General features: G+C 69.8%; 21 protein-coding genes and 1 pseudogene. 7 read left to right on the forward strand and 15 right to left on the reverse strand.

Going from position 1 to position 21,507, the window contains the following annotated elements; genetic code table 11:
• Positions 1-207 precede the first annotated feature (207 nt).
• The 10 genes from ACFE71_RS10245 to ACFE71_RS10290 form a co-directional block, all read right to left on the reverse strand.
• Positions 208-897 (reverse strand): PIG-L deacetylase family protein, encoded by a 690-nt coding sequence (locus ACFE71_RS10245; RefSeq protein ID WP_375428692.1) that lies wholly within the window; start codon positions 895-897, stop codon positions 208-210.
• Positions 894-2,099, reverse strand: a complete 1,206-nt coding sequence (locus ACFE71_RS10250; protein ID WP_375428693.1) for a glycosyltransferase family 4 protein — start codon at positions 2,097-2,099, stop codon at positions 894-896. Before ACFE71_RS10250 ends, ACFE71_RS10245 begins: the two co-directional genes overlap by 4 nt.
• Positions 2,096-2,926, reverse strand: a complete 831-nt coding sequence (locus ACFE71_RS10255; RefSeq protein WP_375428694.1) for a sugar phosphate isomerase/epimerase family protein — start codon at positions 2,924-2,926, stop codon at positions 2,096-2,098. The genes ACFE71_RS10250 and ACFE71_RS10255 overlap by 4 nt, the downstream gene beginning before the upstream one ends.
• Positions 2,923-4,425: a YcaO-like family protein gene (locus ACFE71_RS10260; protein ID WP_375428695.1), complete on the reverse strand. Its 1,503-nt coding sequence runs from the start codon at positions 4,423-4,425 to the stop codon at positions 2,923-2,925. The genes ACFE71_RS10255 and ACFE71_RS10260 overlap by 4 nt, the downstream gene beginning before the upstream one ends.
• Positions 4,422-5,249 carry a hypothetical protein gene (locus ACFE71_RS10265; protein ID WP_375428696.1) on the reverse strand — a complete coding sequence of 276 codons (828 nt, stop codon included), beginning with the start codon at positions 5,247-5,249 and terminating at the stop codon, positions 4,422-4,424. The genes ACFE71_RS10260 and ACFE71_RS10265 overlap by 4 nt, the downstream gene beginning before the upstream one ends.
• Complete coding sequence (locus ACFE71_RS10270; protein WP_375428697.1) at positions 5,240-6,238, reverse strand: Gfo/Idh/MocA family protein; 999 nt, start codon at positions 6,236-6,238, stop codon at positions 5,240-5,242. Before ACFE71_RS10270 ends, ACFE71_RS10265 begins: the two co-directional genes overlap by 10 nt.
• Positions 6,239-6,335: 97 nt before the next feature.
• Positions 6,336-7,433: a class I SAM-dependent methyltransferase gene (locus ACFE71_RS10275; RefSeq protein ID WP_375428698.1), complete on the reverse strand. Its 1,098-nt coding sequence runs from the start codon at positions 7,431-7,433 to the stop codon at positions 6,336-6,338.
• Positions 7,430-8,335: a hypothetical protein gene (locus ACFE71_RS10280; protein WP_375428712.1), complete on the reverse strand. Its 906-nt coding sequence runs from the start codon at positions 8,333-8,335 to the stop codon at positions 7,430-7,432. Before ACFE71_RS10280 ends, ACFE71_RS10275 begins: the two co-directional genes overlap by 4 nt.
• Positions 8,336-8,340: 5 nt before the next feature.
• A complete protein-coding gene (locus tag ACFE71_RS10285) occupies positions 8,341-9,522 on the reverse strand; it encodes an inositol-3-phosphate synthase (RefSeq protein WP_375428699.1) in 1,182 nt (393 codons plus the stop codon).
• A 125-nt stretch (positions 9,523-9,647) separates the two neighbouring features.
• Positions 9,648-10,394 (reverse strand): Crp/Fnr family transcriptional regulator, encoded by a 747-nt coding sequence (locus ACFE71_RS10290; protein WP_375428700.1) that lies wholly within the window; start codon positions 10,392-10,394, stop codon positions 9,648-9,650.
• Between the two features lie 312 nt (positions 10,395-10,706).
• Here ACFE71_RS10290 and ACFE71_RS10295 point away from each other — a divergent pair, with 312 nt between their 5' ends.
• From ACFE71_RS10295 to ACFE71_RS10305, 3 genes are read left to right on the forward strand one after another with little or no spacing between them, the layout of a single operon-like run.
• Positions 10,707-11,582, forward strand: a complete 876-nt coding sequence (locus ACFE71_RS10295; RefSeq protein WP_375428701.1) for a CDP-alcohol phosphatidyltransferase family protein — start codon at positions 10,707-10,709, stop codon at positions 11,580-11,582.
• Positions 11,582-12,673 (forward strand): inositol-3-phosphate synthase, encoded by a 1,092-nt coding sequence (locus ACFE71_RS10300; RefSeq protein ID WP_375428702.1) that lies wholly within the window; start codon positions 11,582-11,584, stop codon positions 12,671-12,673. Before ACFE71_RS10295 ends, ACFE71_RS10300 begins: the two co-directional genes overlap by 1 nt.
• Before the next feature lies 1 nt (position 12,674).
• Positions 12,675-13,367: an NTP transferase domain-containing protein gene (locus tag ACFE71_RS10305; protein WP_375428703.1), complete on the forward strand. Its 693-nt coding sequence runs from the start codon at positions 12,675-12,677 to the stop codon at positions 13,365-13,367.
• Positions 13,368-13,409: 42 nt separating this feature from the next.
• Here the strand turns inward: ACFE71_RS10305 and ACFE71_RS10310 are convergent, their stop codons facing one another.
• Together ACFE71_RS10310 and ACFE71_RS10315 are read right to left on the reverse strand one after the other, a co-directional pair.
• On the reverse strand, positions 13,410-15,764 hold the full coding sequence (locus ACFE71_RS10310) for a putative bifunctional diguanylate cyclase/phosphodiesterase (protein ID WP_375428704.1): 2,355 nt from the start codon (positions 15,762-15,764) through the stop codon (positions 13,410-13,412).
• Positions 15,761-16,348, reverse strand: coding sequence for a methylamine utilization protein (locus tag ACFE71_RS10315; RefSeq protein ID WP_375428705.1), 588 nt, complete (start codon positions 16,346-16,348; stop codon positions 15,761-15,763). The genes ACFE71_RS10310 and ACFE71_RS10315 overlap by 4 nt, the downstream gene beginning before the upstream one ends.
• A gap of 142 nt (positions 16,349-16,490) precedes the next feature.
• On the opposite strand from ACFE71_RS10315, the gene ACFE71_RS10320 reads away from it, so the two are divergent.
• From ACFE71_RS10320 to ACFE71_RS10330, 3 genes are read left to right on the forward strand one after another with little or no spacing between them, the layout of a single operon-like run.
• On the forward strand, positions 16,491-17,315 hold the full coding sequence (locus ACFE71_RS10320; RefSeq protein ID WP_375428706.1) for a DUF3034 family protein: 825 nt from the start codon (positions 16,491-16,493) through the stop codon (positions 17,313-17,315).
• Positions 17,316-17,324: 9 nt separating this feature from the next.
• Positions 17,325-17,780, forward strand: a complete 456-nt coding sequence (locus ACFE71_RS10325) for a group 1 truncated hemoglobin (protein WP_375428707.1) — start codon at positions 17,325-17,327, stop codon at positions 17,778-17,780.
• A gap of 53 nt (positions 17,781-17,833) precedes the next feature.
• Positions 17,834-18,529: an NAD-dependent deacylase gene (locus ACFE71_RS10330; protein ID WP_375428708.1), complete on the forward strand. Its 696-nt coding sequence runs from the start codon at positions 17,834-17,836 to the stop codon at positions 18,527-18,529.
• Position 18,530: 1 nt separating this feature from the next.
• On the opposite strand, the gene era is transcribed toward ACFE71_RS10330, so the two are convergent.
• The 3 genes from era to lepB are packed head-to-tail and all read right to left on the reverse strand — an operon-like array spanning position 18,531 to position 20,964.
• A complete protein-coding gene (gene era / locus ACFE71_RS10335; RefSeq protein WP_375428709.1) occupies positions 18,531-19,433 on the reverse strand; it encodes a GTPase Era in 903 nt (300 codons plus the stop codon).
• A complete protein-coding gene (gene rnc / locus ACFE71_RS10340) occupies positions 19,430-20,227 on the reverse strand; it encodes a ribonuclease III (protein ID WP_375428710.1) in 798 nt (265 codons plus the stop codon). Before rnc ends, era begins: the two co-directional genes overlap by 4 nt.
• A complete protein-coding gene (gene lepB, locus ACFE71_RS10345) occupies positions 20,164-20,964 on the reverse strand; it encodes a signal peptidase I (RefSeq protein ID WP_375428711.1) in 801 nt (266 codons plus the stop codon). The genes rnc and lepB overlap by 64 nt, the downstream gene beginning before the upstream one ends.
• 112 nt (positions 20,965-21,076) lie before the next feature.
• Here lepB and ACFE71_RS10350 point away from each other — a divergent pair.
• Positions 21,077-21,507 (forward strand): annotated as a pseudogene (locus ACFE71_RS10350) (glucose-6-phosphate isomerase); the annotation flags it as partial.

Genomic DNA, 21,507 nt, shown 5'->3' on the forward strand with positions numbered 1-21,507 from the left:
CCATGATCTCGACCAGAACCTCGCCAGCAGCCGGACCCTCCAGGTCGAGCTCGACGATCTCCAGCGGCCGCTTGGCCTCGAACGCGACGGCGGCGCGGGTCTTCATGTCACTCTCCGTTCGGGTTGAACTTGCCGAAGCCTCGCTCTTCTACGCCGTAGAAGGAAGAACGACCCTTCGACAAGCTCAGGGCGAACGGAATTCAACAATCAGAGCGCCTTGTGGAAACGTTCGCGCCCAATCGCACCGAGACGCTCGATCATGGCGAGGCGTCCGCCGAACTGGAAACCAAGTTGGCTCTCGTAGGCGGCGCACATGGCGATACGGCGTTCGATGAGCTCGGCATCGAGATCGACGGTCCGGGCCGGATCGACAGGCAGGCGGTCGGCGCGGTCGAGATAGGGCCAGTCCTCCCATAGAAGGAGTCGTTCGGGACCCACGACGCGGGTCAGCGCCTCGCGGACGATGTGGTGGTCGACATGGTCGCCGATGCCGAACGGGCCGAGGATCAGCGTCGCGCCCTCGGTCGCACTGGCGAGTTCGGGGGCAAGGCGGTCGGCCATGTCGTCGGCCGGCAAGAGGTCGCCGAACAAGGCTGGGGCGGACTCGTAGCCGCGATGCGGGGCTTCGAGGAACGGCAGGTGGACGGGCGTCGCGCCGATCGCCGCGCAGGCGCGCTCGTCCTCGGCACGGCGGAGCGCCATGTAATCGAGGTCGGCGGACAGGCCCTTGTCGATCTGGCAGGCGAGCGCGAAGCCCTGCGGATCGGCGACGTTGCCCGTGAAGCAGGTGACGATCGTCACACGGCCGCCGTCCCGGACATACGCCGCGAGCGTACCGCCCGCCGAGAAGGCGGCGTCGTCGAGATGGGGCGACACGGCGACCAAGTTGCCGGTCACAACAGATGCGGCTCGGCGCGGAAGCGGCACGGGGTCATCGGCAGCTCCTCCGAAAAGTCGGTGGCGGGCGTAGTCCCGATCAGCCGGTCGTAGACGCCGACGATCCGCCAGCCGACCGCGCTCCAGCCGTAGACGCGGCGGCATTCCTCCAGCGCGGCGGCGGCGAGGCGTTCGCGTAAGGGGCGATCCCGGGCGAGACGGGTCAGCGCGGCGGCGAGCGCGGGCACGTCGCCGGGGTCGGTCATCAGGCCGTTCTCGTCGTCGCGCAGGCAGTCGACGACGCCGACGGCGCGGCAGGACAAGACGGCGTGGCCGCTCGCCATCGCCTCCAGGATCGTGTTCGAGAACCCTTCCGCGTAGGTCGGCGAGACGAACACGTCGTGGCGGCGGTAGAGGTCGGGCACGTCGGCGTAATCGGCGTAGCCGGTGAAGACGACGCGGTCGCCGAGCGCGAGGTCGGCCGCCAGCGTCCGGGCGGGCTCGACATCGGGACCGATGCCCGAGATCGTGGCGGTCCAGTCGCCGGGGACGGCGGGGAGCGCCTGGAGGAAGTCGAGCACGCCTTTGCGGCGGTCGACGCGACCATGATAGAGCAGGCGGACGGGGCCGGTGCTCTCCTCGCCCGGCGTGAACCGGTCGGTGTCGACCGCGCCGGGGACGATCGTGAAGCGATCCACCGGGGTGCCGAGCCGGTCGCGGACTTCCTCCGCGAAGCTCGCACCACCGATCAGCAGCGCGCCGGCGTAATCGAGCACGCGGATCATCGCCTCTCGGTGCGTCTCGCAGCACGAACCGACCCAGTGGCCGTCGCCGCCCTGGATCGAGACGACGCACGGCACGCCCAGGCGCTTGGCGGCGAGAAGCGTCGCCCAGCCGGTCGGGTAGCCGTATTGCGCGTGGAGGACGTCGAACGGCGCGGCGGCGTGCTCGCGCGCGATCGCCGCGACCATGGCGTCGACATCCCGCTCGAAATCGCCGCCGTCCTGTTCGCCCACCGCTTCCAGCCCGATCACGCGGACGCCGGCGACCGGCGGGGGCGGACCGCCGCCATAGACCGCGCGGCGGGCGGGATCGCCGTAATATTGGCTGACCATCGTCACGTCGTGCCCCGCCGCGACGATTTCGCGCAGCAGGTTGATCGCATAGATCGACATGCCGGATATGGCGGGAAAGAACCGGCGCGAGACGAAGCAGACCCTCACCGCTCGGCGTCTTTCAGATAGGCGATCGCTTCCGGGATGGCGGCGTGGGCGCGCGGGGACTCGCGAGAGAGTTCGACGCAGACGAGCTTGGTGAAATCGATCGCGGCGAGCGCCGACAGGATGGCGGGGACGTCCATGTCGCCTTGGCCGAAGGGCAGGTGCGTGTGGTCGCCGCGGCGCATGTCCTCGATCGCGACGGTGCCCAGGCGCGAGGCGTAGAGGCGCACCGCCTCCTCCGGATCGATGTCGCCGGTCACGAGGCAATGGCCGGTGTCGAGCGCGAGGCACAGGCTCGGATGGAAGTCGTGGAGGCGTTGGTAGTCGCCGACCGTCTCGATCAGCATGCCCGGCTCGGGTTCCAGGCTCACGGCGACGCCCGCGCGGTCGGCATACTCGCAGATTTGCGCGAGGCCGCGGTCGAGCCAGTCGAACGCGTCGGTCCGGTCGACCTCCGGCTTGGGGACGCCCGCCCAGAAGCTGACGGTTTCGGAGCCGAGGATCGCGGCGATGTCGACCGAGCGTTGGAGGAACGCGACGCGGCGCGCGCGGCCCTCGGGCGAGGTGGTGACGAGCGTGGGTTCGTGCTTGTCGCGCGGGTCGAGCAGGTAGCGCGCGCCGGTCTCGATCACGCTGCCGAGGTCCAGCGACGCGAGCAGCGCAGCGACCCGTTCAGCCTCGACGCGCCAGCCGTCCGCGAAGGGATCGAGATGATGGTGGTCGAGCGTGAGCGCGACGCCGTCATAGCCGCTGTCGGCAATCAGCCGGATCGCGTCATCCAGCCGGTGCGAGGCCGCGCCGTTGGTGTTGTAGGCGTAGCGCAGGCTCATGCGGGCTCCGTGGCCGTGTGGAACATCATCTCGTGGCTGCCGGGCTCGCGGTAGAGCGGATAGAGCCCGCCGACGATCCGCTCCGCTTCGGCGGTGTCGAACAGGGGTTGGCCGCCGAGCCGGTCCTGCGCCTCGCGCGTCAGACGGACGGGGCGGCGAGTCTCGCTCGGCTCGCCCCAGCGGATCAGCGGGCTGTCGGCCGCGACGAGCTTGGCGACGCCGCGCTCGCCGATGCGGGCGTAGCTCATCGTCTCGACCTCGAGCCGTGGGACGATCACGCGCGCGGCGTGCATCGGCGCGCCATCGGCGGTCCAGTCGAGGACGAGCGGGTCGAAGTCGGCGGCGACCAGTCGGCGCGCGGCTTCGTCGCCCTTGGCCTCCGGCGCGACGATGTCGCTGGTGGCGAGCGAGGCGAAGGGGCGCTCGCTGCGCACGGTGAAGACGGGATCGGTCAGCAGGTCGCGGAGCGCGGGGCCGTCCAGCGACAGCCAACGGCGGAAAGCGTCGACCTGGCGCGGTTCGGTGTCGCGGGCGGCGCGGCGGGTGCGGGGCTCGACGCGCTCCCAATAGCCCGGTGGCATGACGGCGCGGATCAGCTCGAGCGGGCCGAAGGTGAAGGCCTTGCGCGCGCGGGCGTGGGCGTATTCGAGCACCGCCTTGCGGAGCGCGGAATGGCGGTCGAGGTCGGACGCCTCCCCGCCCCCGGTCATCGCGATCGGGACGGGGAGCGCTTCGGACACGCGGTCACCGCCGACGACATAGAGATTGACGAGGCCGAACTCGTCGGTGGCGAACTTGGGGAGCAGGTCGATCCCCGCGCCCGCGACGCGGTCGATGACGGCCTGGAGCTCGGGCGGGAGCGGATCGTCGAAGGTTAGGCGGACGCCGGGGTCGAGCGCCCGGAAGAACAGGCCGTTGCCGTCGCGCTGGAGGAGTTCGAACAGACCGTGCGCGCGCGCCCATTCGCGCGTCGGGCCGGCGCCCAACCCGTTGGTGATGAGCGTGGTGAAAGGGCGGTAGCCGCCCGGCAGCGCGTCGGTCGAGAGCGCGGCGAGGTCGACGGGGACGAGCACGGGGTCGCCCGAGAACCAACGGCGCGCCTCCACCCATCGGAGCGGGGTGTCCCGGCCGATGGGCGAGCCGGCGGGGAGGCAGAGTTCGAGCGGGTCGGCGACCGCGCCCCTCCCCCGCTCGGCGACGAGGCGGTCGTAGCTGCCCTCGACCTGCTCCATCCGCGCGAAGCCGAGGCGGGCATGGACCTCCTCGTGGCATTCGGCGACGGCGGCGATGATGGCGCGGGCATGGGTTTCTCCATAGCCGGTGCCCTGCTGCATCTCGCATCCGGCGGCGACGGGATCATTGGGAAAAAGCGCGGCCTTCCAGGCGGGGACGCCCGTGCGGTCGAGCGGACTCATGTCGAATAGGTACCACTCGCCCGCGGGCATCGCGTCGACATAGGCGCGGGCGATGTCGGGGACGGGTTCGGCGCAGTGGATCAACGCAAGGACTCCAGGGGAAGGCGGCGGACGCCGGGCGGTCGGCTCAGCGCCTCGTCGAGCGCGGCGAGCGCCTGCGCGCGGCCGATCTCGGGTGCGTATTCGAAGGGGGTGAGCACCGTGTCGAAATCGAGCGGCGCGATGACGTCGCGGTAGCGGCGGAGCTCGGCGTGGGTGAGCGGGATGTCGAGGTGGAACGCCTTGTGGCTGCTGATTGCCTGGCTGCGGCCGGCGGCGTCCTGGTCGATCTTGAACATGTCGCCGCAGAACAGGCGGCGGCCGGGCGCGTCGTGAAGCGCCGCCTGGCCTTCGTAATGGCCGCCGACGTGCCGGAGCACGTAGCCGGGGGCGAGTTCGAGCACGTCGTCGTAGGGGCAAGTGACCTGGAACGCCTTGGTCATGCGTAGGTCGTCGCGGTGAGTCGCGAGGACGGGCGGGCTGAAGGCGTTCTGGAGCTGCCAGAGCGCCCCGTAGCCGTGGGCGTGCGAGGCGGCGAGGATCGCGACGCCGCCGAGCCGCTCGACCTGCGCGAGCATCGCGGCGGAATAATACGGCGCGGCCTCGAAGGCGATGTTGCCCTCGGGACGGACGATCAGCCAGCCGGTGCCGGCGAGGCCGAGGTTCGGGGTGGTGGTGAATGCCCACAGGCCGGGCGCGACCTCCCTGCCCTGCCCTTCGTGCGTGGCGCGGACCTCGGTTTCGGGGAGGAAGCGCCAGCCGTCGGCGGGGAGCTCGTTGCGGACATCGGTGCATACGGGGCAGTCTGGCGGCGCGAAATGGCGCTGCCAGAAACCGCAATTGGCGCAGGCCCAATAGGTCAGAGGCATGCCCGCGCCCGGGTGTAGGCGCGGTCGAACAGGCGCATGAGATCGAGGTCGCGGGTGATCGAGAAGTCGTGCGGCTCGCCCTTCGCCGCGGCCTGAAAGGCGGCGACCTGGGCGGTGAAGGGCGAAAGTTCATCAAAGTTCACGCCAACGACGCCCTGATCATTGGTCAGGGTCACTGTCCCACCTGGCGTCTGGCCCATCGTATCGATGGCGGTCAAAAGGCCGGTCTCGCCCTGCACCTCCAGGCGGCGGCGGGGCAGGATTTCCGGGCAGTTATAGGCCACGTGGCTTGTCAGGAGCACGCCCGACGCGGTGCGGCCGGACAGGACGCCGCCGTCGTCGACCGGATAATCGTGGATGCGGCGTTGCAGGTCGATGTGGAGGCGGTCGAGCGGCTCGCCGACCAGCAGCCGCGCGAGGTCGAGGCCATGAAGCGCGAGGTCGATGACCGCCCCGCCCCCGGCGGCCAGCGGGTCGGCGCGCCAGTTGGGCGAGCCCAGCCCATCGGCGGACCAGAGCGGATCGACCCAGCAGCAATAGACGATCCTGACCGCGACGGGGCGGCCGATTGCGCTGTCCGCGATCAGCTTGGCCATCCTGCGGTGGGCGGGGTGGTGGCGCTGGTCGAAGGCGGTGCCATAGAGAACGCCGGTGTCGGCGACGGCGCGGCCGATCGCCTCCGCGTCGTCCAGCGAGTGCGCGAGCGGTTTCTCGCACAGCACGGGCACGCCGGCCTCGGCGGCGGCGCGGACGGGGCCGAGATGCGCGTTGTTGGGGGTCGCCACGTAGAGCAGGTCGACCTCGCCGCTCGACAGCATCGCCGCCGTGTCGTCGAAGGACAGGATGCCCGCCGACTCGGCGCTGGCCTGCGCGACCGGGGACGGGTCGGCGATCGCGGCCACGATGCCCCCGGCGGCCTCGATCGCGGGCGCCATATAGTCGCACGCGACCCAGCCGAAGCCGGCGATGCCCCAGCGGGGGGGGCTCATCCTTTCCGTTCGCCCTGAGCTTGTCGAAGTTCGGCGGAGGGAGAAGGACGAGCCTTCGACGAGCTCAGGCCGAACGGGAGTGGGGTGGTCGAGACCATCACCACCGCTCCGGAAGGTCAACCAGGCGACGGGTGCGTACGTCGTCACCGTCATCGCTCGTCCACGAGCACCCGTCGGCATACTCGTCGCGGTAGCGATCGGACGGCCAACGTACGCCATCTTGGGCGAGCAGCGGATTGGGACGAAGCGCCGCGTCGGTCGGTGGCAGCGCGAGGCCACCATCGACCGGGCGAACGGTGGTCCCGCCCTCCACCAGCGACCAAGCTTCTACGATCGGATCGTCGATCCATCCGGTCGGCTCGGGGGCATGCGCCTCGATGAGCGCGCCCAGCAACGCGCGTTCGTCATAGACGGTCGCGTCCGGGAACAGCGTCGCCCATTCTTCCCCCCGCTTGGCCGGACCCTTCGCGCCGCCCGCGACGGCGCTGTTATGGACGTGAGTTATCGCCAGCACCCCACTGGGTGCGACCGCGGCCCGGAGATGGTCCGCGACGAAATCCTGACGCGGCATGAAGTAGAAGGCGTCGTGGCACTGGACGAGGTCGAACCGCTCGGGGCCGATCGGCCAGGTCGCGCCCGCGTCGAACACGATGTACTCGGCTTCCGGCGCGACCCAGTGCTTGGCGAGCCAGCATTTGGCGAATACCACGTCCGCGCCCAGGGCGGCAACGCCGCGTCGGGTGAGCTCGCGGAGATAGTGACCGATGCCGCAGGCGAGTTCGAACGCGTTCTTCGGAGCGGTCCAGTGCGCCTGGAGCAGCGCGAGGCCGGCGAGGTAGGTCGGGTCGCTCCAGCGATAGGCGAAATAGTCGGCGACCGGGCCGAAGCGGAGCAGCGCCATCGCGTCGCGCAATGACAGCGTGTCCCGCTCGGCGACGAGGCGGCGGAGGTTGGACAGGTCGGTCGCGGGGCCGGTCCACCAGGCATCCTGATCGGTGAGGAGCGCGACCAGCGCCTCGTCGGGCCTGCCGCCATCGAGGTGACCCAGCGCAAGCGCGACCAGTCCTTCGCTTTCGACACGCAGATAGGGGATGTCGTCGACCACCGGCCAACGTCCGCCCCAGCCGTCGGCGAGCGAGTGGGGGGTGTCGTGCTCGAGCGGCTGCCCGCTGGTGGGCGAGAGCAGCGGGATCACGCCAGCCCAGCCTCGGTCAGGACGCGGTCGTGAAAGCCCTTCACGGGGCCGTCATGGACCAGGCCGTAAGTGTCCAGCACGTCGATCATCGTGACGGTCGCGGCGCGGAGATGCTGTTCGATCTCGAGCACGCGGTCGAGCACGTCGCCGACATGGAACGCGCGCGCCTCGGGCGTCTCGTCGCCGCCGATGGGCGCGAGCGCGGCGCGAACCTCCCCGGCGACCGCGGGCGCGAGTTCGGCCATCGCCATGTCGCGCGCGCGCTCGATCACCGCGCCCAGCGCGTCGCCCAGCAGCACCTCTCCGCTGAAACCGGAGTCGGGCATCGCCGCATTGTGGAGATGGTGCGCCATCGAGGCGACGAAGGCGGCGACCGGATCGGCGTCGTATAACGGCGCGACGATCACGACATAGACCGCGACCATCAGGCAGTGTTCGGCGTGGTTCTCGGGCGGTTGGAGCATGATGCGCGGCCTGCCGGGGCAGGTCACGCCCGCACGAGGCTGGCGGGTGAGGAGCCCCACGAAATCGGGTACGGGCCTCGGTTCCGGTGCGCCGTGCCCGAGCGCGGGACGCAGCCGCGCGGCGAGCGCGGGGTCGATGTCGACCGCCACCTCGTCGAACGCGCGTTCGAGCACCGGGATCGCCTCGCCGCCCAACCCCAGCGCGCGCAGCTTGGGGAGATCGAGGTCGCCCAGCCGCGCCGCCGCCAGCGCCGCCGCGACGACGCGCGCCATGACGTCCGCCGCGGGCACGCCGGCCGCAAGCGCCGCCCAGCCGTCCGCGAACAGCCGGTCCGCGATCGTGCCCGGACGATCGGCGGAGCGAATGCGCTTCAGATCGCCGAGTTCCTGGAACAACGGCAACAGGCCGGGACCCAGCCTGGCCCGCCCGTCCTGCATCCCGGTCACTTCCCGCCCGCGATCCAGTTATCCAGGATCAGCTGCTGTTCGCCAAAGGCGTGGATCGGCTCGCGACCGCCCGCGGTCTGGGGCGATTTGAAGAAGACGCCCAGCTGCTCCTGCACCCCGCCCTCGCCGCGCGATTGGGCGAGGCCGAGGCAGCGCGCGATCTCGATCGCGAGCGGGGCCGCCAGCACCGAGTCCTTGCACAGGAAGTTGAGCTTGAGCTGCATCTTCTGGCCCAGGAAGCCCGTCAGGTCGATATTGTCCCACGCCTCCTTGTCGTCGCCGCGCGGGCGGTAATAATGGATCATGATGATGTGATCCTCGACCGGGTAGCCCAGGATCTGGTCGAGCACGCTCTTCTTGGTGTCGACCTTCGACGCCAGCGACTTGGGATCGTCGAGCGCGAGCCCATCCGAATTGCCCAGGATGTTGGTCGAGAACCAGCCGTCGACATGGAGCGCGCGGTCGCGCAGCGCCGGGGCGATCACCGTCTTCATCAGCGTCTGGCCGGTCTTGCCGTCCTTGCCCGCGACGGGCACGTTCCGCGTCGCCGCGAGGTCGGCGAGCGGCTGGACGTCAGCCGCCGTCGACGGCGTGAAGTTGGCGTAGGGCGTCCCCGACTCGATCGCGGCATACGCATATAGCATCGCCGGGCTGATCGCCGGGTCGTCCCGGTCGAGCGCGCGCTCGAACGCGCCGACCGAGCTCCAGGCGTCGGAGTCGGCGTCGATCTTGCGCTCGGTGGAGGCCAGGTTCAGCATGACGACGCGGTCGAGCCCTTTTTCCCGTTTGAAGCGCGACAGATCGTCCCTGATGCGCTCGACGGCCGCGCGGTGGCCGGGCGACGCGATCTTATTCGCGCCGTCGATGTTGGCGCAAAAATCGGTGGAGCCGACCGCCGGCCAGGGGCGCATGTCGCGCAAGGCGGCGGCCCCGTTCGCCAGTTCCTTTTCACCGATCACGCCGTGGCGCATCGCCGCCGTGCCCAGATCGTCGGCGCTGAGGTCCCACCCGTCGAAATGGATGTCGCGGTACGCCGCCAACCCCGTCGCCTGCCGATCGGCGAGCGGAAGGCCGGACAGGTCGTTCGACCCGCTGCGGATCATCTCGATCCCCGCCGCCGCGGTGGTCGCGACCGCGCCCCCCATGCCGATCACCGCGACACCCAAACGCTCCGACATGCTGTCCGTCCCTGTTCCATCGGCGCGTAGCGTACGCCGTCCGCGCCGCCCGATGCCGCCGTACGCCGCCAGGCGGAACGACGGAATCGGGGATCGTTGCCTCAAGTTACCAAATGGCGGCCCTGTCAGGCCGCCAGTGCGGTAGGTGCCGGCAGCCAATCGGTCTGCACGGTGGCATACCGGTCGACGAAGCCCGTGAAGCGAACCAGTTCGACCTCGTTGATGATCCGGACGCGGCGGCCGTTACGCTCGATCATGCCCCGTCGTTCCATCTCGCCGAGCGTGCGGTTGACGTGGACCTTGGTCAGGCCGACCGCGTCGCCGATGTCCTTTTGCGTGAGCGGCAGGTCGAACGACTCGATCACGCCCCCCGCCGTGACGCGCAGGCGCGCCAGGATATCGAGTAGCAAGGTCGCCAACCGCTCGATCGCGTCGGTGCGGCCGATGGAGGCGAGCCGGTCGCTCATGGCCACGTTCTCGGCCGCGGCCATCGCGTACAACATGCCCGCGAGCCGCGGCTGCGCCTTGAAGATGCGGCCGAGATTGACCTTCGACAGTTCCGACACGACACAGTCGGACACGGCGGTGATGGTGTTGGCGGCTTGAGCCCAGGCGATGCTCGACGTGCCGATCAGGTCGCCGGGATAATGGAAGCGCAGGATCTGGCGACCGCCCGACTTGAGTTCGATCGACGAATGCAGCCAGCCCTGCTGGACGACGAAGAGCTGGTCGACCGTGCCGCCCTGCTCCATCAACACCATACCCGACGGCACGCGCACCTCGCGGCGTTCGGCCCAATCGAGCGCGTCGCGCTCCTCCTCGGTCAATGACAGATACCGCTCGAGGCGGCCGGTCAGGGCGCTGCGGCGCATAACGATCCTCTCCCTTGGACGACGCGCGGGCGCGAACCGTCATAAGCATCCATCCCGTCGGCGACGATCGCACGACGAACCCGTCGCATCAACGCTTCGTCGCAAAGTTACACACGGAATACCAGACCAGTAACGTGCAAACGTCCATCATGGATGCATACCGACCCATCGACATCGCGGCGCAATTCCCGGAAGCCCTCGCCTGTATCGGAAAACGCCCGTCGCGGCTTCGCCGGGGCGGGTGGCCGCGGGTGCGGCCGGTCGGCATAGGCCCTTGTCGGGTCGTGGTTTTACGGGCAATGTTGCCGGATCATGACACCTCCTTCCCCGGATGGATCACGCGACCGCCGGATCGAGGATCCCACCAATCTCCACCTAATCCACCCGCTCGCCCGGCGTATGCTGGGGCCAGCGCTGCGGCTCGGCATGTCGGCGAATGCGGCCTCGATCGTCGGACTGGGCGTCGGGGCGGGTGCCGCCTGGGCGTTCGGGAACCTGTCGGATTGGCGCTGGAGCATCGCCGGCCTGCTGCTCGCGGCGGCCTGGCTCGTCCTCGATGGGCTCGACGGCATGATCGCGCGCGCGACGGGAACCTCCAGCCCGCTCGGGCGCATGCTCGATGGCCTGTGCGATCACGGCGTCTTCCTCCTGATGTACGTGGCGGTGGCGCTGTCGATCGGCACCGCCCAGGTCTGGGCGCTGGCGATCGTCGCGGGCGCGGCGCATGCGGTCCAGTCGAGCCTGTATGAGGGTGAGCGGGCGCGCTATCATCGCAGGATCAAGGGCGGGCCGAAGCCGGCGATCGCGACCGCGGACGGCAACCCGCTCGTCCGGCTGTATGACGCCGTGGCGTTCGGCATGGATCGCGTCACGGCGCGGTTCGACGCCGCGTTGGAGGGTCCCGAAGGGTCCCGGTTGCGGGCCGGCTACGCCGACGACGCGGTGCCGCCCATGCGGCTGCTGGCGCTCCTGACTGCCAACATGCGCGTGATGGCGTTGTTCGGCGCGTGCGTGCTTGGGCGGCCCACGCTATTCTGGTGGGCCGAAATCGTCGTCATGACGCCGGTCGCGATCATCGGCATCGTGTGGCACCGGCGCGTTGAGTCTAGGCTGCTCGCGCGCGCGCATCCCTTTTCACCGCCCCGCAAGGTGGGCGCGGCGCTTCTCTCGAAGGATCAGATAGGCTGATGACAAGCATAAAGGTGGCCGTGGTCGGCATCGGTAACTGCGCGAGCTCGCTCGTGCAGGGACTGGCGCATTACCGCGAGGGCGCGAACGACCAGACCGGGCTCATGCATTACGACATGGGCGGATACCGCCCGTCGGACATCGAGGTGGTGGCGGCCTGGGACATCGACCGCCGCAAGGTCGGGCTGGACGTGGCCGACGCCATCTTCGCCAAACCCAACTGCACCGCCGTCTTCTGCCCGACGGTCGAGGCGACGGGCGCGGTGGTCAGGATGGGCCGCGTGCTGGACGGGTTCGCCGAGCACATGGCGGGCTTCAAGGACGACCGCACCTTCCTGCTGGCCGACCTGGCCGAGCCGAACAAGGACGAAGTGGTCGCGGAACTGCGCCGCACCCGCGCGGACGTGCTGATGAACTACCTGCCCGTCGGCAGCCAGGAGGCGACCGAGTTCTACGCCGAATGCGCGCTGGAGGCGGGGGTCGCGTTCGTGAACAACATCCCCGTCTTCATCGCGTCAAACCCCGAATGGGCCAGGCGGTTCGAGGAAGCGGGCGTGCCGATCATCGGCGACGACATCAAGGCGCAGCTGGGCGCGACGATCGTCCACCGCGTGCTGACGGACCTGTTCGCCAAGCGCGGGGTGAAGCTCGACCGGACGTACCAGCTCAATACCGGCGGCAACACCGACTTCCTCAACATGTCGAACCACCGCCGGTTGGAATCGAAGAAGATCAGCAAGACCGAGGCGGTTCAGTCGGTCGCTGCCGAGCGCTTGTCGGACGACAACGTCCATATCGGGCCTTCCGACTACGTGCCGTGGCAGAACGACAACAAGGTCTGCTTCCTCCGCATGGAGGGGCAGCTGTTCGGCGGCGTGCCGATGAACCTGGAACTCAGGCTGTCGGTCGAGGACAGTCCCAATTCGGCGGGGGTCGCGATCGATATGATCCGCTGCGCCAAGCTCGCCACCGACCGCGGGTTGAAGGGGCCGATCGACGCCGCGTCCGCCTATTTCTGCAAGCACCCGCGCACGCAGATGACCGACGACGTCGCGCAACTCGAGGTCGAGCGGTTCATCGAAGCCGCCTGAGGTGATCGATACCGCGATCCTGCTCGCCGCGGGCGAGGGCAGCCGGCTGCGCGGCGCGACCCCGCTCAAGCCGCTGTGCCCGGTGGCGGGCCGGACGCTGATCGACCATGCGTTGACCGGGCTCGGCGCGGCGGGGATCGCGCGGGTGGTCGTGGTGACCGGTTACGGCGCGGACGCGGTCGAGGAGTACCTGCGCGCGCGGCATTGGCCGGTGATCGTGGAGACCGTGCGCTCGGGCGACTGGCGGCTGCCCAACGGCGTGTCGGTCCGGGCCGCCGCGCCGGTGATCGAAGGTCAGGCATTGCTGGCGATGTGCGACCATCTCGTCGCGCCCGCGCTCTATCGCCGCATGGCCGAGGCGGGAGCGGGCGAAGGCCTGCGCCTGGGCATCGATCGTCGGCTGGGGCACCCGTTCGTCGACCCGCTCGACGTCACCTGCGTCCGGACCATGGGCGACCGTATCGTCGCGATCGGCAAGGGGTTGGAGCCGCACGACTGCTACGACACCGGGGTGTTCGCGGTCGGCCCTTCCTTGTTCGACGTACTGGGCCGGATGCCCGCGCCATCGCTGACCGACGGCGTGCGCGCCCTGGCGGCCACGGGTCGCGCTCGGGTGGTGGATTGCGGCGACCTGGACTGGATCGACGTGGACGACCCCACCGCGCTGGCCGAGGCGGAACGGCTGGTCGCCTAACCCCCGGCGGGCGAAGGATCAGGCCGCCCGCGCCAAGAAGGATTAGGCCGCCCGCGCCAACTCGCGCCCGAGCAGCCCCGCCACCAGGTCGCCCTGGACCGGGCGGCTGAACAGGTAGCCCTGGATGCTCCCGCACCCCTGCTGGCGCAATCGAGCGAGCTGGTTGATGTCCTCCACCCCCTCCGCCGTCGTGTCCATATGGAGCGCGCCCGCGAGGTCGACGATCGCACGGACGATCGCCGCCGCGCTCGGGTCGCTGGCGACGTTGATGACGAAGCTTCGGTCGATCTTGATCTTGTCGAACGGGAACGATCGCAGGTAGCTGAGCGACGAATAGCCCGTCCCGAAATCGTCGAGCGCAACGCGGATGCCGAGCGCGCGCAGCGAGTGAAGCAGCGTGACGACAGGCCCCTCGCCCTCCAGGAACACCGACTCGGTGATCTCCACCTCCAACCGCCCCGGGGCGAGCCCGCTGCGCGTGAGGGCCTGGGCGATCACGCTCGCGAAACCCGCGTGGCGGAATTGCAGCGGTGACACGTTGACCGCGATCCGCACATGATCGGGCCAGTCGGCGGCGAAGCGGCAGGCCTCGTGCATCACCCATTCGCCGATCGCGATGATCAGGCCCGTGTCCTCGGCGACGGGGATGAACTCGACGGGCGGGACGAGCCCGCGCGTCGGGTGGTTCCAGCGTAGCAGCGCCTCGAAGCCGCCGATCCGGTCGGTGCCGAGATCGACGATCGGCTGATAGTGGAGCACGAACTGCCCGGTCGCGATCGCGCAGCGCAGGTCAAGCTCCAGCTCGCGCCGCGCTCGCGCCGCCGCGTCCAATGACGGTTCGAAGAAGGAGAACACGCCGCGACCGTCGCCCTTGGCGCGATAGAGCGCGAGATCGGCGTTCTTGAGTAGCTGGTCGGCGTCGCGACCGTCCGCCGGCCCGACCGCGATGCCGATGCTGACCCCGGTGGCGACGAGCTGGCCGTCGATCCGCACCGGCTCGCGCACGCGGTCGAGCACCGCCTGAGCCAAGACGCGGGCGCGATCGGGGCCCGGCGTTCCCGCCAGCACGATCGCGAATTCGTCGCCGCCCAGCCGCGCCACCATGCCATCGGGGGCCAGTTCGACCAGGGCCGCGCCGATCAGTTTCAAGAGCTGGTCGCCCGCCGGGTGGCCGAGCGTGTCGTTGACCATCTTGAACCCATCGAGATCGAGGCACAGCACCGCCAATGTCCCGCCGGCCCGCGTGGTGCGCGCGACCGCCTGCTCCAGCGCATGGCGGAGCGCCGCGCGGTTCGGCAGGCCGGTCAGCGAGTCGTGGAACGCCATGTGCGTGATCCGCGTCTCGCGCTCGACGATCCCCGCCGACATGCGGTTGAAGCTTTCCGCCAAGCGGCCGATCTCGTCCGCGCCGTCAATGTGCAGTTCGGTCCGGGTGCCGTCCTCCAGCGCGCGTGCGGCGCGGTCGAGGAGCGCCAGCGGCCGCGTGATCCCGCTGGCGAGCCAGCCGCTGCCAAGCAGCACGAAGATCATGCCGGTGAGACCGGTCAGCGCGATGGCGATCTGGAGCGGCTGATAGGGTGCGAGCGCCAGCGCGAGCGGGTAGCGGATCAGCAGCGCCGCCTGCGGGTCACCGCCCGGCCCGGCGAGCGGCTTCACGAGCGCCAGCGATCGCCCATGCGGGAGCGACAGGCTGGTGGGCGTGTGGCCGGCGTCGGGGCTGGCGACCAGCGCATCGAGCGCGGCGCTGGGTGGAAGGTCGCTTTCCGTGGCGATCCAGCGCCCGCCGTCGCGGCGCAGCACGGTGGCGGTGAGGGGGATGGCCGACAGGCTTTCGAGCGCGCGCATCTCGGCACCGTCGAGGCGGAGCGCGAACACGACCCAGCCGATCTCGGTCGGTGCTAGGATGGGCGACATCACCAGCCGGTACGGGCGTTCGCCGACGATCGCGACCGCATCGCGGCGACCACGCGAAAGGGCGAAGGGCAGTTCGGCGGCGGCCCGTGCGAGCGGCCCCGTTCCGCCCACGACCGCGCCGTCCAGATCGACCATCATGGCCCCCGAGACCCGCGCGCGCGTCCTGAGGGAGACGAGCGCCGAGGCGATCGTCGGTCGGTCGCCGCTCGCCACCGCCGAGCGAAAGCCGAAATCACGCGCCAATATATCGGCCGCGTCGGTCAGCGACCGCTCGCGCTCCGCCCACAGTCTATCGTGTATTTCGCCGGTGGTCGCCAGCTCCGCCTCGGTCATCGCCCGCGCGCTCCGCTCCAACGCGACCTGGGTCACGCCCGCGATCGCAAGCAGCGCCAGCGCGAACAATCCCGCATAAAGGATGCTCAGCCTGCTGCGAAGCGTACGAAAGCGGATCGAGCGGAGTCGAAGAAGACCGGCGCGCCTCACCGGCCGATCGTCACCGTCGTCATGTATCCGGACGCGCCGACCGCGATCGACCGCGACAGGCTGTTGCCCGGCGCGCGGATCGAGGGATGCCAGACGCGCATGACCGCCTGGCCGGCGGGGATGTCGGTCCAGACGACCCGGCCCGTCGCGCCCGCCTGCGCCGCGAAGGGCGTGGCGCTGACGAACACGAACCCGCTCATGAGATCATGGATGTTGCATCCGAGCGACACGACTCCCGGCTTGTCGAACGCGACCGAGCGAGCGTCCTCGCGGCCGTACAGCCGCAGGTCGAACTTCTTTGGTTTGGAGAAGGAGTAAACGTGGTGGCGGACCTTGTCGCGGTTGGGAAAGCTCACGGTCGCTCCCACGGGCACGATCAACACGCGCGGCTGGAATTGGATGTCGCGTTGCTCGATCGCATACGGCCCACGTGGGGCGGGCGAGGCCCGGCCGGACACCTCGATCGTCACCACCGCGCCCGCCAGCGGCGCGCCGGTCGGCCCCTGAACGGTGATCGCGACGGGCGTGGCGGCGGCGGGCGTCGCGACGGACGCGAGCGCGATGAGGGCAAGGCGGTGCGACATGATCGCGGCGCTTAGCCCCGGTCGCTTTGACGTCCGGTAAAGGCCGTCTTTACGGGGCGTTCACCAACTCCGGGCTAGACGAGCACCGGAGCGGCTGGGCATGAAATCCTTTTATTCCATCATGTTATTGTTGTCGATCAGTGTGTCTGCCCATGCCGCCGATTGGCGGAAGGATGGCAAGCTGGTGCTGACGGACGGGATAACCGGCGTCGACGGATCGGCGGGCGGCGGGATCGCGGCCTGGGCGACGATCGCGGGCAACGAAACCGACGCCGGGATCGGTGCGACCGCCCATGCGACGGGCGTGTTCCTTCCCGATTTCAACCTGGAGGCGTACGGCGTCGCGATCGGCATCCGCGACCGGGTCGAGCTGTCCTACACTCGGCAGCGCTTCGATCCGCGGTCGGATGGGGCCGCGCTCGGCCTCGGACGCGGGTTCACCTTCGGACAGGCTATCTTCGGGGCCAAGGTTCGGCTGTTCGGCGATGCGGTGTGGGCTCAGGACACGGTCCTGCCGCAGGTGTCGATCGGGGTGCAGCACAAGCACGCGGACCGCGCGCCCGTGCTCCGCGCGGTGGGCGCGACCAGGACGAACGGCACCGATTATTACGTGTCCGCCACCAAGGTGCTGCTCGCGCGCGGCCTGATCGTCGACGCGACGCTGCGGCTGACGGAGGCCAATCAATGGGGGCTGCTCGGCCATGGCGGGGACAAGGGCACCGGGCACGGCGCTCAGTTCGAGGGATCGGCGGCGGTGATGCTGTCCCCCCGGCTCGCGGTGGGGGCGGAGGTCCGGACCAAGCCCGACCGGCTCGGCTTCGCGCGGGAGGACGACGCCTACGACCTGTTCGCGGCCTGGGCTGTCCATCGCAACCTGACGCTGACCGCCGCCTATGCCGATCTGGGCGACATCGCGACGATGAAGGACCAGCGCGGGCTATTCGTCCAGCTCCAGACCGGATTCTAGAGAGATTATATGATCCTGCTCGCCTTTCTGCTTCAGGTCGCCGCCGTCGAGGAGCCGGTCGCTCCCTATGTCCAAAGCCCCGCCAACGCCGGAGCCGCGCCCTTCGCGGGCGACGGGATGTGGCGGGCCTTTCACGGGGGCGCGGGTGTCGGGCGGATGGTCGACGCATTCCTCGCGCGTAATCAGGCCGACCCACGGATCGGGGACATCTTCAAGGGGCAGGACCTCGTCCGCCTCCGCCGCGTGCTGAACGAGCATTTCTGCTACCTGCTCGGCGGCGGCTGCGCCTATACCGGGCGATCGATGAAGGACGCGCACCGGAACATGGGGCTCCAAGACGCCGACGTGGGCGCGCTGGTCGAGAACCTGCAATGGGCGATGCGGGCGGAGGGCGTGCCGTTCCCCGCGCAGAACCGACTGCTCGCGAAGCTGGCGCCGATGAAGCGGGACGTGGTGGAGCGCTGATGCCCTTCCTAGCCCCTCTCCCGCGAAGGCGGGAGAGGGGCTAGGAAGGGCAAATGCCTCAAGACATCGTCATCCTCACCGGCGCGGGCGTGTCCGCCGAGAGCGGGCTCGCCACGTTCCGGGGCCCGGGAGGCTTGTGGGAGGGGCACCGCGTCGAGGACGTTTGCACCCCGGAAGCGCTCCGCCGCGATCCCGAGCTCGTCCACCGCTTCTATGACGAGCGCCGCGCCGCGCTGGATCGGGTCGAGCCCAACGCCGCGCATCGGGCGCTCGCGCGGCTGGAGGCGGAGTGGCCGGGCGAGTTGCTGATCGTCACGCAGAATGTCGACGACCTGCACGAGCGTGCCGGATCGACCCGGCTGATCCACATGCACGGCGAGCTGAGCGCGGCGCTCTGCGCCGAGTGCGGCGAGCGTCGGGCGTGGACGGGATCGCTCCCGCCCGGCACCCCCTGCCCGGCCTGCGCCGCGCCCGCGTTCCGTCCCGACATCGTGTTCTTCGGCGAGATGCCGTACGGGATGGATCGCATCGAACGCGCGATCGCCGGGGCGGGGCTGTTCGTGTCGATCGGCACCTCGGGCGCGGTGTATCCGGCGGCGGGGTTCGTCCAGACGGCCGCCTATCACGGCGCGCGGACGCTGGAACTCAATCTGGAGCGATCCGCCGGTAGCGGCTGGTTCGACGAGACCCGGCTCGGCCCGGCGGGCGACCTGGTGCCCGCCTGGGTCGATGATCTGCTCGCGGCCTGAGCTACTCCACCCAGTCCAGCCCCATGTCGCGGTAAACCTCGCGGTCCTCGGCCCAGCCTTCCTTCACCTTGACGTGGAGGTACAGGTGCACCGGCCGCTCCATGAGCGTCGCCAGCTGCACCCGCGCGCGCGCCCCGATCTGCTTGATCCGCTCGCCTCCCTTGCCCAGCACGATCGCGCGCTGGGTCGGGCGTTCGACCAGGATCTGCTGGTGGATCTCGACCGATCCGTCGGGGCGTTCCTCGTACCGCTCGGTCTCGACCGCGCTGGCGTAGGGGAGCTCGGCGTGGAGCTGCAGGAACAGCTGCTCGCGCGTGATCTCGGTGGCGAGCGCGCGCTCCGTCGCGTCGGACACCTGATCCGCCGGATAATGCCACGGCCCGGCCGGCATCAGCCGCGCCAGCGCCGATTTCAGCTCGGGCACCCCGTCGCCCGTCTGCGCGCTGACGAACCAGATCTCGTCGAACGCGACGAGCGCGTTCAGCTTCTCGGCGTGGCCCAGCAGCTTGGCCTTGTCCGCCAGGTCGACCTTGTTGAGCACCAGGTGCTTGGGTTCGGGCCGCGCGGCGATGCGTTCGACGATCCCGGTGACCTTGGGGCCGAGCCCGCCCTTCCCGTCCACCACCAGCGCGACGATGTCCGCGCCCGCCGCTCCGTCCCAGGCGGCGGCGACCATCGCGCGGTCGAAGCGACGTTTCGGCTCGAAGATGCCGGGCGTGTCGACGAGCAGCAGCTGCGCGTCGCCCTCGATCGCGACGCCGAGCAGCTTGGTGCGCGTCGTCTGCGCCTTGGGGGAGACGATCGCGACTTTCTGGCCGACGAGCGCGTTCACCAGCGTGGACTTGCCGGCGTTGGGCGCGCCGACGACGGCGACCAGGCCGCATCTCCGTCGATCGTCGGTCATGGCGTCGCGGGCCTGGCGAGGACCACGCGGCGCGGCGCGGATCGCCTTTTACGCGGTGCGGTCGGCTCCTCCTCGAGCAGGGCCGCCAGCAGCAGCCTCGCGGCTTCGGTCTCGGCCTCGCGTTTGGTCGAACCGACCGCGGTCCGCTGGGCCTGGCCGAGCCGCGCGGCGACCGTGTGCCGCTTGGCGTGGTCCGGGCCGGTCTCGTCCGTGGTCTCGTATACGGGCGTGCCCCGCTGTTTCGCGAGCGCCCAGTCCTGTAATTCCGCCTTCGGGTGCTTGCGCGCGGTATCCTGACGATGGACGCGGTCAGCCCACGCGCTTCGCACCCAGGCGCGCGCCGCCTCCGGTCCCGCTTCGAGATACAGCGCACCCAGCAGCGACTCGACGATGTCGCCGAGCACGTAGTCACTGTTCTTCGCGCCGTCGTCGTAAGCCTGCTTGTTGAGGCGCAGCTGCTCCGCCGCGCCGATCTCCCGCGCAATCTCGGCGCAGACCGATCCCGACACCAGGATGTTGATGCGACGGCTCAGCTTGCCCTCGGCCTCGTTGGGAAACAGCTCTAGCAGCCACTCGGCCATGATCAGCCCCAGCACCCGGTCGCCGAGGAACTCCAGCCGCTCGTAGGAGCCTTCGTTCTCGAGGCTGGAGTGCGTCACCGCGCGCCTGAACAAGGCGAGATCCCCCGGTTCGTGACCGAAGGTCGCGCGGACCCAGGCGGCCAGCTCGCTCAGAAGGTCTCGCCGATCCGTTCCGCGCGGGCCGCCGACGCCCAAGTCCACGGCTTCAGCCATTCCGCCGTGCCGTCGGTCGAGAAGAAGGTGACGAGCGCGCGCCCCTCCAGGTTGGCCTGCGGCACGAAGTGGAAACCGACGGGCGGCGCGAAGCGGCTGTCGCCGCTATTGTCGCGGTTATCGCCCATCATGAAGACGTGGCCCGCGGGAACCGTGAACACCTCCGTATCGTCGGCCTGCGGAATATCGGCCTGGTCGAGCACGTCGTAGCTTCGCCCGCCGGGCAGCGTCTCGCGGTAGCGGCGATAGCGACAGATCGGGCCCTCGGTGCCGACATCCTGGAACTGCGACGGGCAGGTGTAGTTGGGCGTGATCGGCACCGTGAAGTCCGCCACCCGCAGCTTGGGGATCGCGCGGCCTCCAAGGAACAACCGCCCTCCACGCATCTGCACCGTGTCGCCCGGCAGGCCGATCACGCGCTTGATGACGTCGTGGTCGTTCATCGGATTGGCGCGGAACACCGCCACGTCGCCGCGCACCGGCTGGCGCGCGAGCAGGCGGCCGGGGATGAGCGGCACCCCCCAGGGCAACGACCAGCGCGAATAGCCGTAGTTCCACTTGCTCACGAGCAGATAGTCGCCGATCAGCAGGCGCGGCAGCATCGATTCCGACGGGATCACGAACGGCGCGACCACGAACGACCGGAACAGCAGCACGAACAGCGCGAGCTTGAGCAGGAAGCGCCCGGTCTCCGCGCCTTCCGAGCGCGCCGGGGACCGCGTTGGAATGGTGGCCATCGCCGGACCAAGTGCGCGAGGCGACGAGGGGCGTCAAGGCCGAACGGCTTTCACGGGTGGCGCGCGGGGCCGACCGGCGTTACCGCCTAAAGCCTTACCGGAGGACCGAACCATGGCCGCAGACTGGACCGCGATCGAAGCCCTACCCTCGCCCGATCTCCGCGAGCTGTTCGTGGACGACCCCGACCGGCTCGCGCGGCTGTCGCTGGACGTGGCGGGCATCCATTTCGACTGGTCCAAGACGCACCTGACCGCCGACGCCGTCGCCGCGTTCGAGAAGCTGGCGCACGCGTGCGACTTTGGCGGCAAGCGCGAGGCGATGTTCCGGGGCGAGCCCGTCAACGTCACCGAGAACCGCCCGGTCGAGCACACCGCCGAGCGCGGCGAGGGCAAGCCCGAAAGCGTGGCGCGCGCCGCAGCCTACCACACCCGCATGCGCGCGGTGATCGACGCGATCGCCACCGAGGCGTTCGGCCCCGTGCGCCATATCCTGCATGTCGGGATCGGCGGCTCCGCGCTCGGCCCCGACCTGCTCGTCGACGC

The organism is uncultured Sphingomonas sp. (assembly GCF_964237155.1).
Classification (GTDB): Bacteria; Pseudomonadota; Alphaproteobacteria; order Sphingomonadales; family Sphingomonadaceae; genus Sphingomonas.

Coding starts and splice junctions, on each gene's coding strand:
- lepB (WP_375428711.1), bottom strand. CDS start 20,964: ATGGCCACCATTCCAACGCGGTCCCCGGCGCGCTCGGAAGGCGCGGAG.
- ACFE71_RS10290 (WP_375428700.1), bottom strand. CDS start 10,394: ATGCGCCGCAGCGCCCTGACCGGCCGCCTCGAGCGGTATCTGTCATTG.
- era (WP_375428709.1), bottom strand. CDS start 19,433: ATGACCGACGATCGACGGAGATGCGGCCTGGTCGCCGTCGTCGGCGCG.
- ACFE71_RS10295 (WP_375428701.1), top strand. CDS start 10,707: ATGACACCTCCTTCCCCGGATGGATCACGCGACCGCCGGATCGAGGAT.
- ACFE71_RS10285 (WP_375428699.1), bottom strand. CDS start 9,522: ATGTCGGAGCGTTTGGGTGTCGCGGTGATCGGCATGGGGGGCGCGGTC.
- ACFE71_RS10300 (WP_375428702.1), top strand. CDS start 11,582: ATGACAAGCATAAAGGTGGCCGTGGTCGGCATCGGTAACTGCGCGAGC.
- ACFE71_RS10265 (WP_375428696.1), bottom strand. CDS start 5,249: ATGCCTCTGACCTATTGGGCCTGCGCCAATTGCGGTTTCTGGCAGCGC.
- rnc (WP_375428710.1), bottom strand. CDS start 20,227: ATGGCTGAAGCCGTGGACTTGGGCGTCGGCGGCCCGCGCGGAACGGAT.
- ACFE71_RS10255 (WP_375428694.1), bottom strand. CDS start 2,926: ATGAGCCTGCGCTACGCCTACAACACCAACGGCGCGGCCTCGCACCGG.
- ACFE71_RS10330 (WP_375428708.1), top strand. CDS start 17,834: ATGCCTCAAGACATCGTCATCCTCACCGGCGCGGGCGTGTCCGCCGAG.
- ACFE71_RS10315 (WP_375428705.1), bottom strand. CDS start 16,348: ATGTCGCACCGCCTTGCCCTCATCGCGCTCGCGTCCGTCGCGACGCCC.
- ACFE71_RS10325 (WP_375428707.1), top strand. CDS start 17,325: ATGATCCTGCTCGCCTTTCTGCTTCAGGTCGCCGCCGTCGAGGAGCCG.
- ACFE71_RS10280 (WP_375428712.1), bottom strand. CDS start 8,335: ATGCAGGACGGGCGGGCCAGGCTGGGTCCCGGCCTGTTGCCGTTGTTC.
- ACFE71_RS10270 (WP_375428697.1), bottom strand. CDS start 6,238: ATGAGCCCCCCCCGCTGGGGCATCGCCGGCTTCGGCTGGGTCGCGTGC.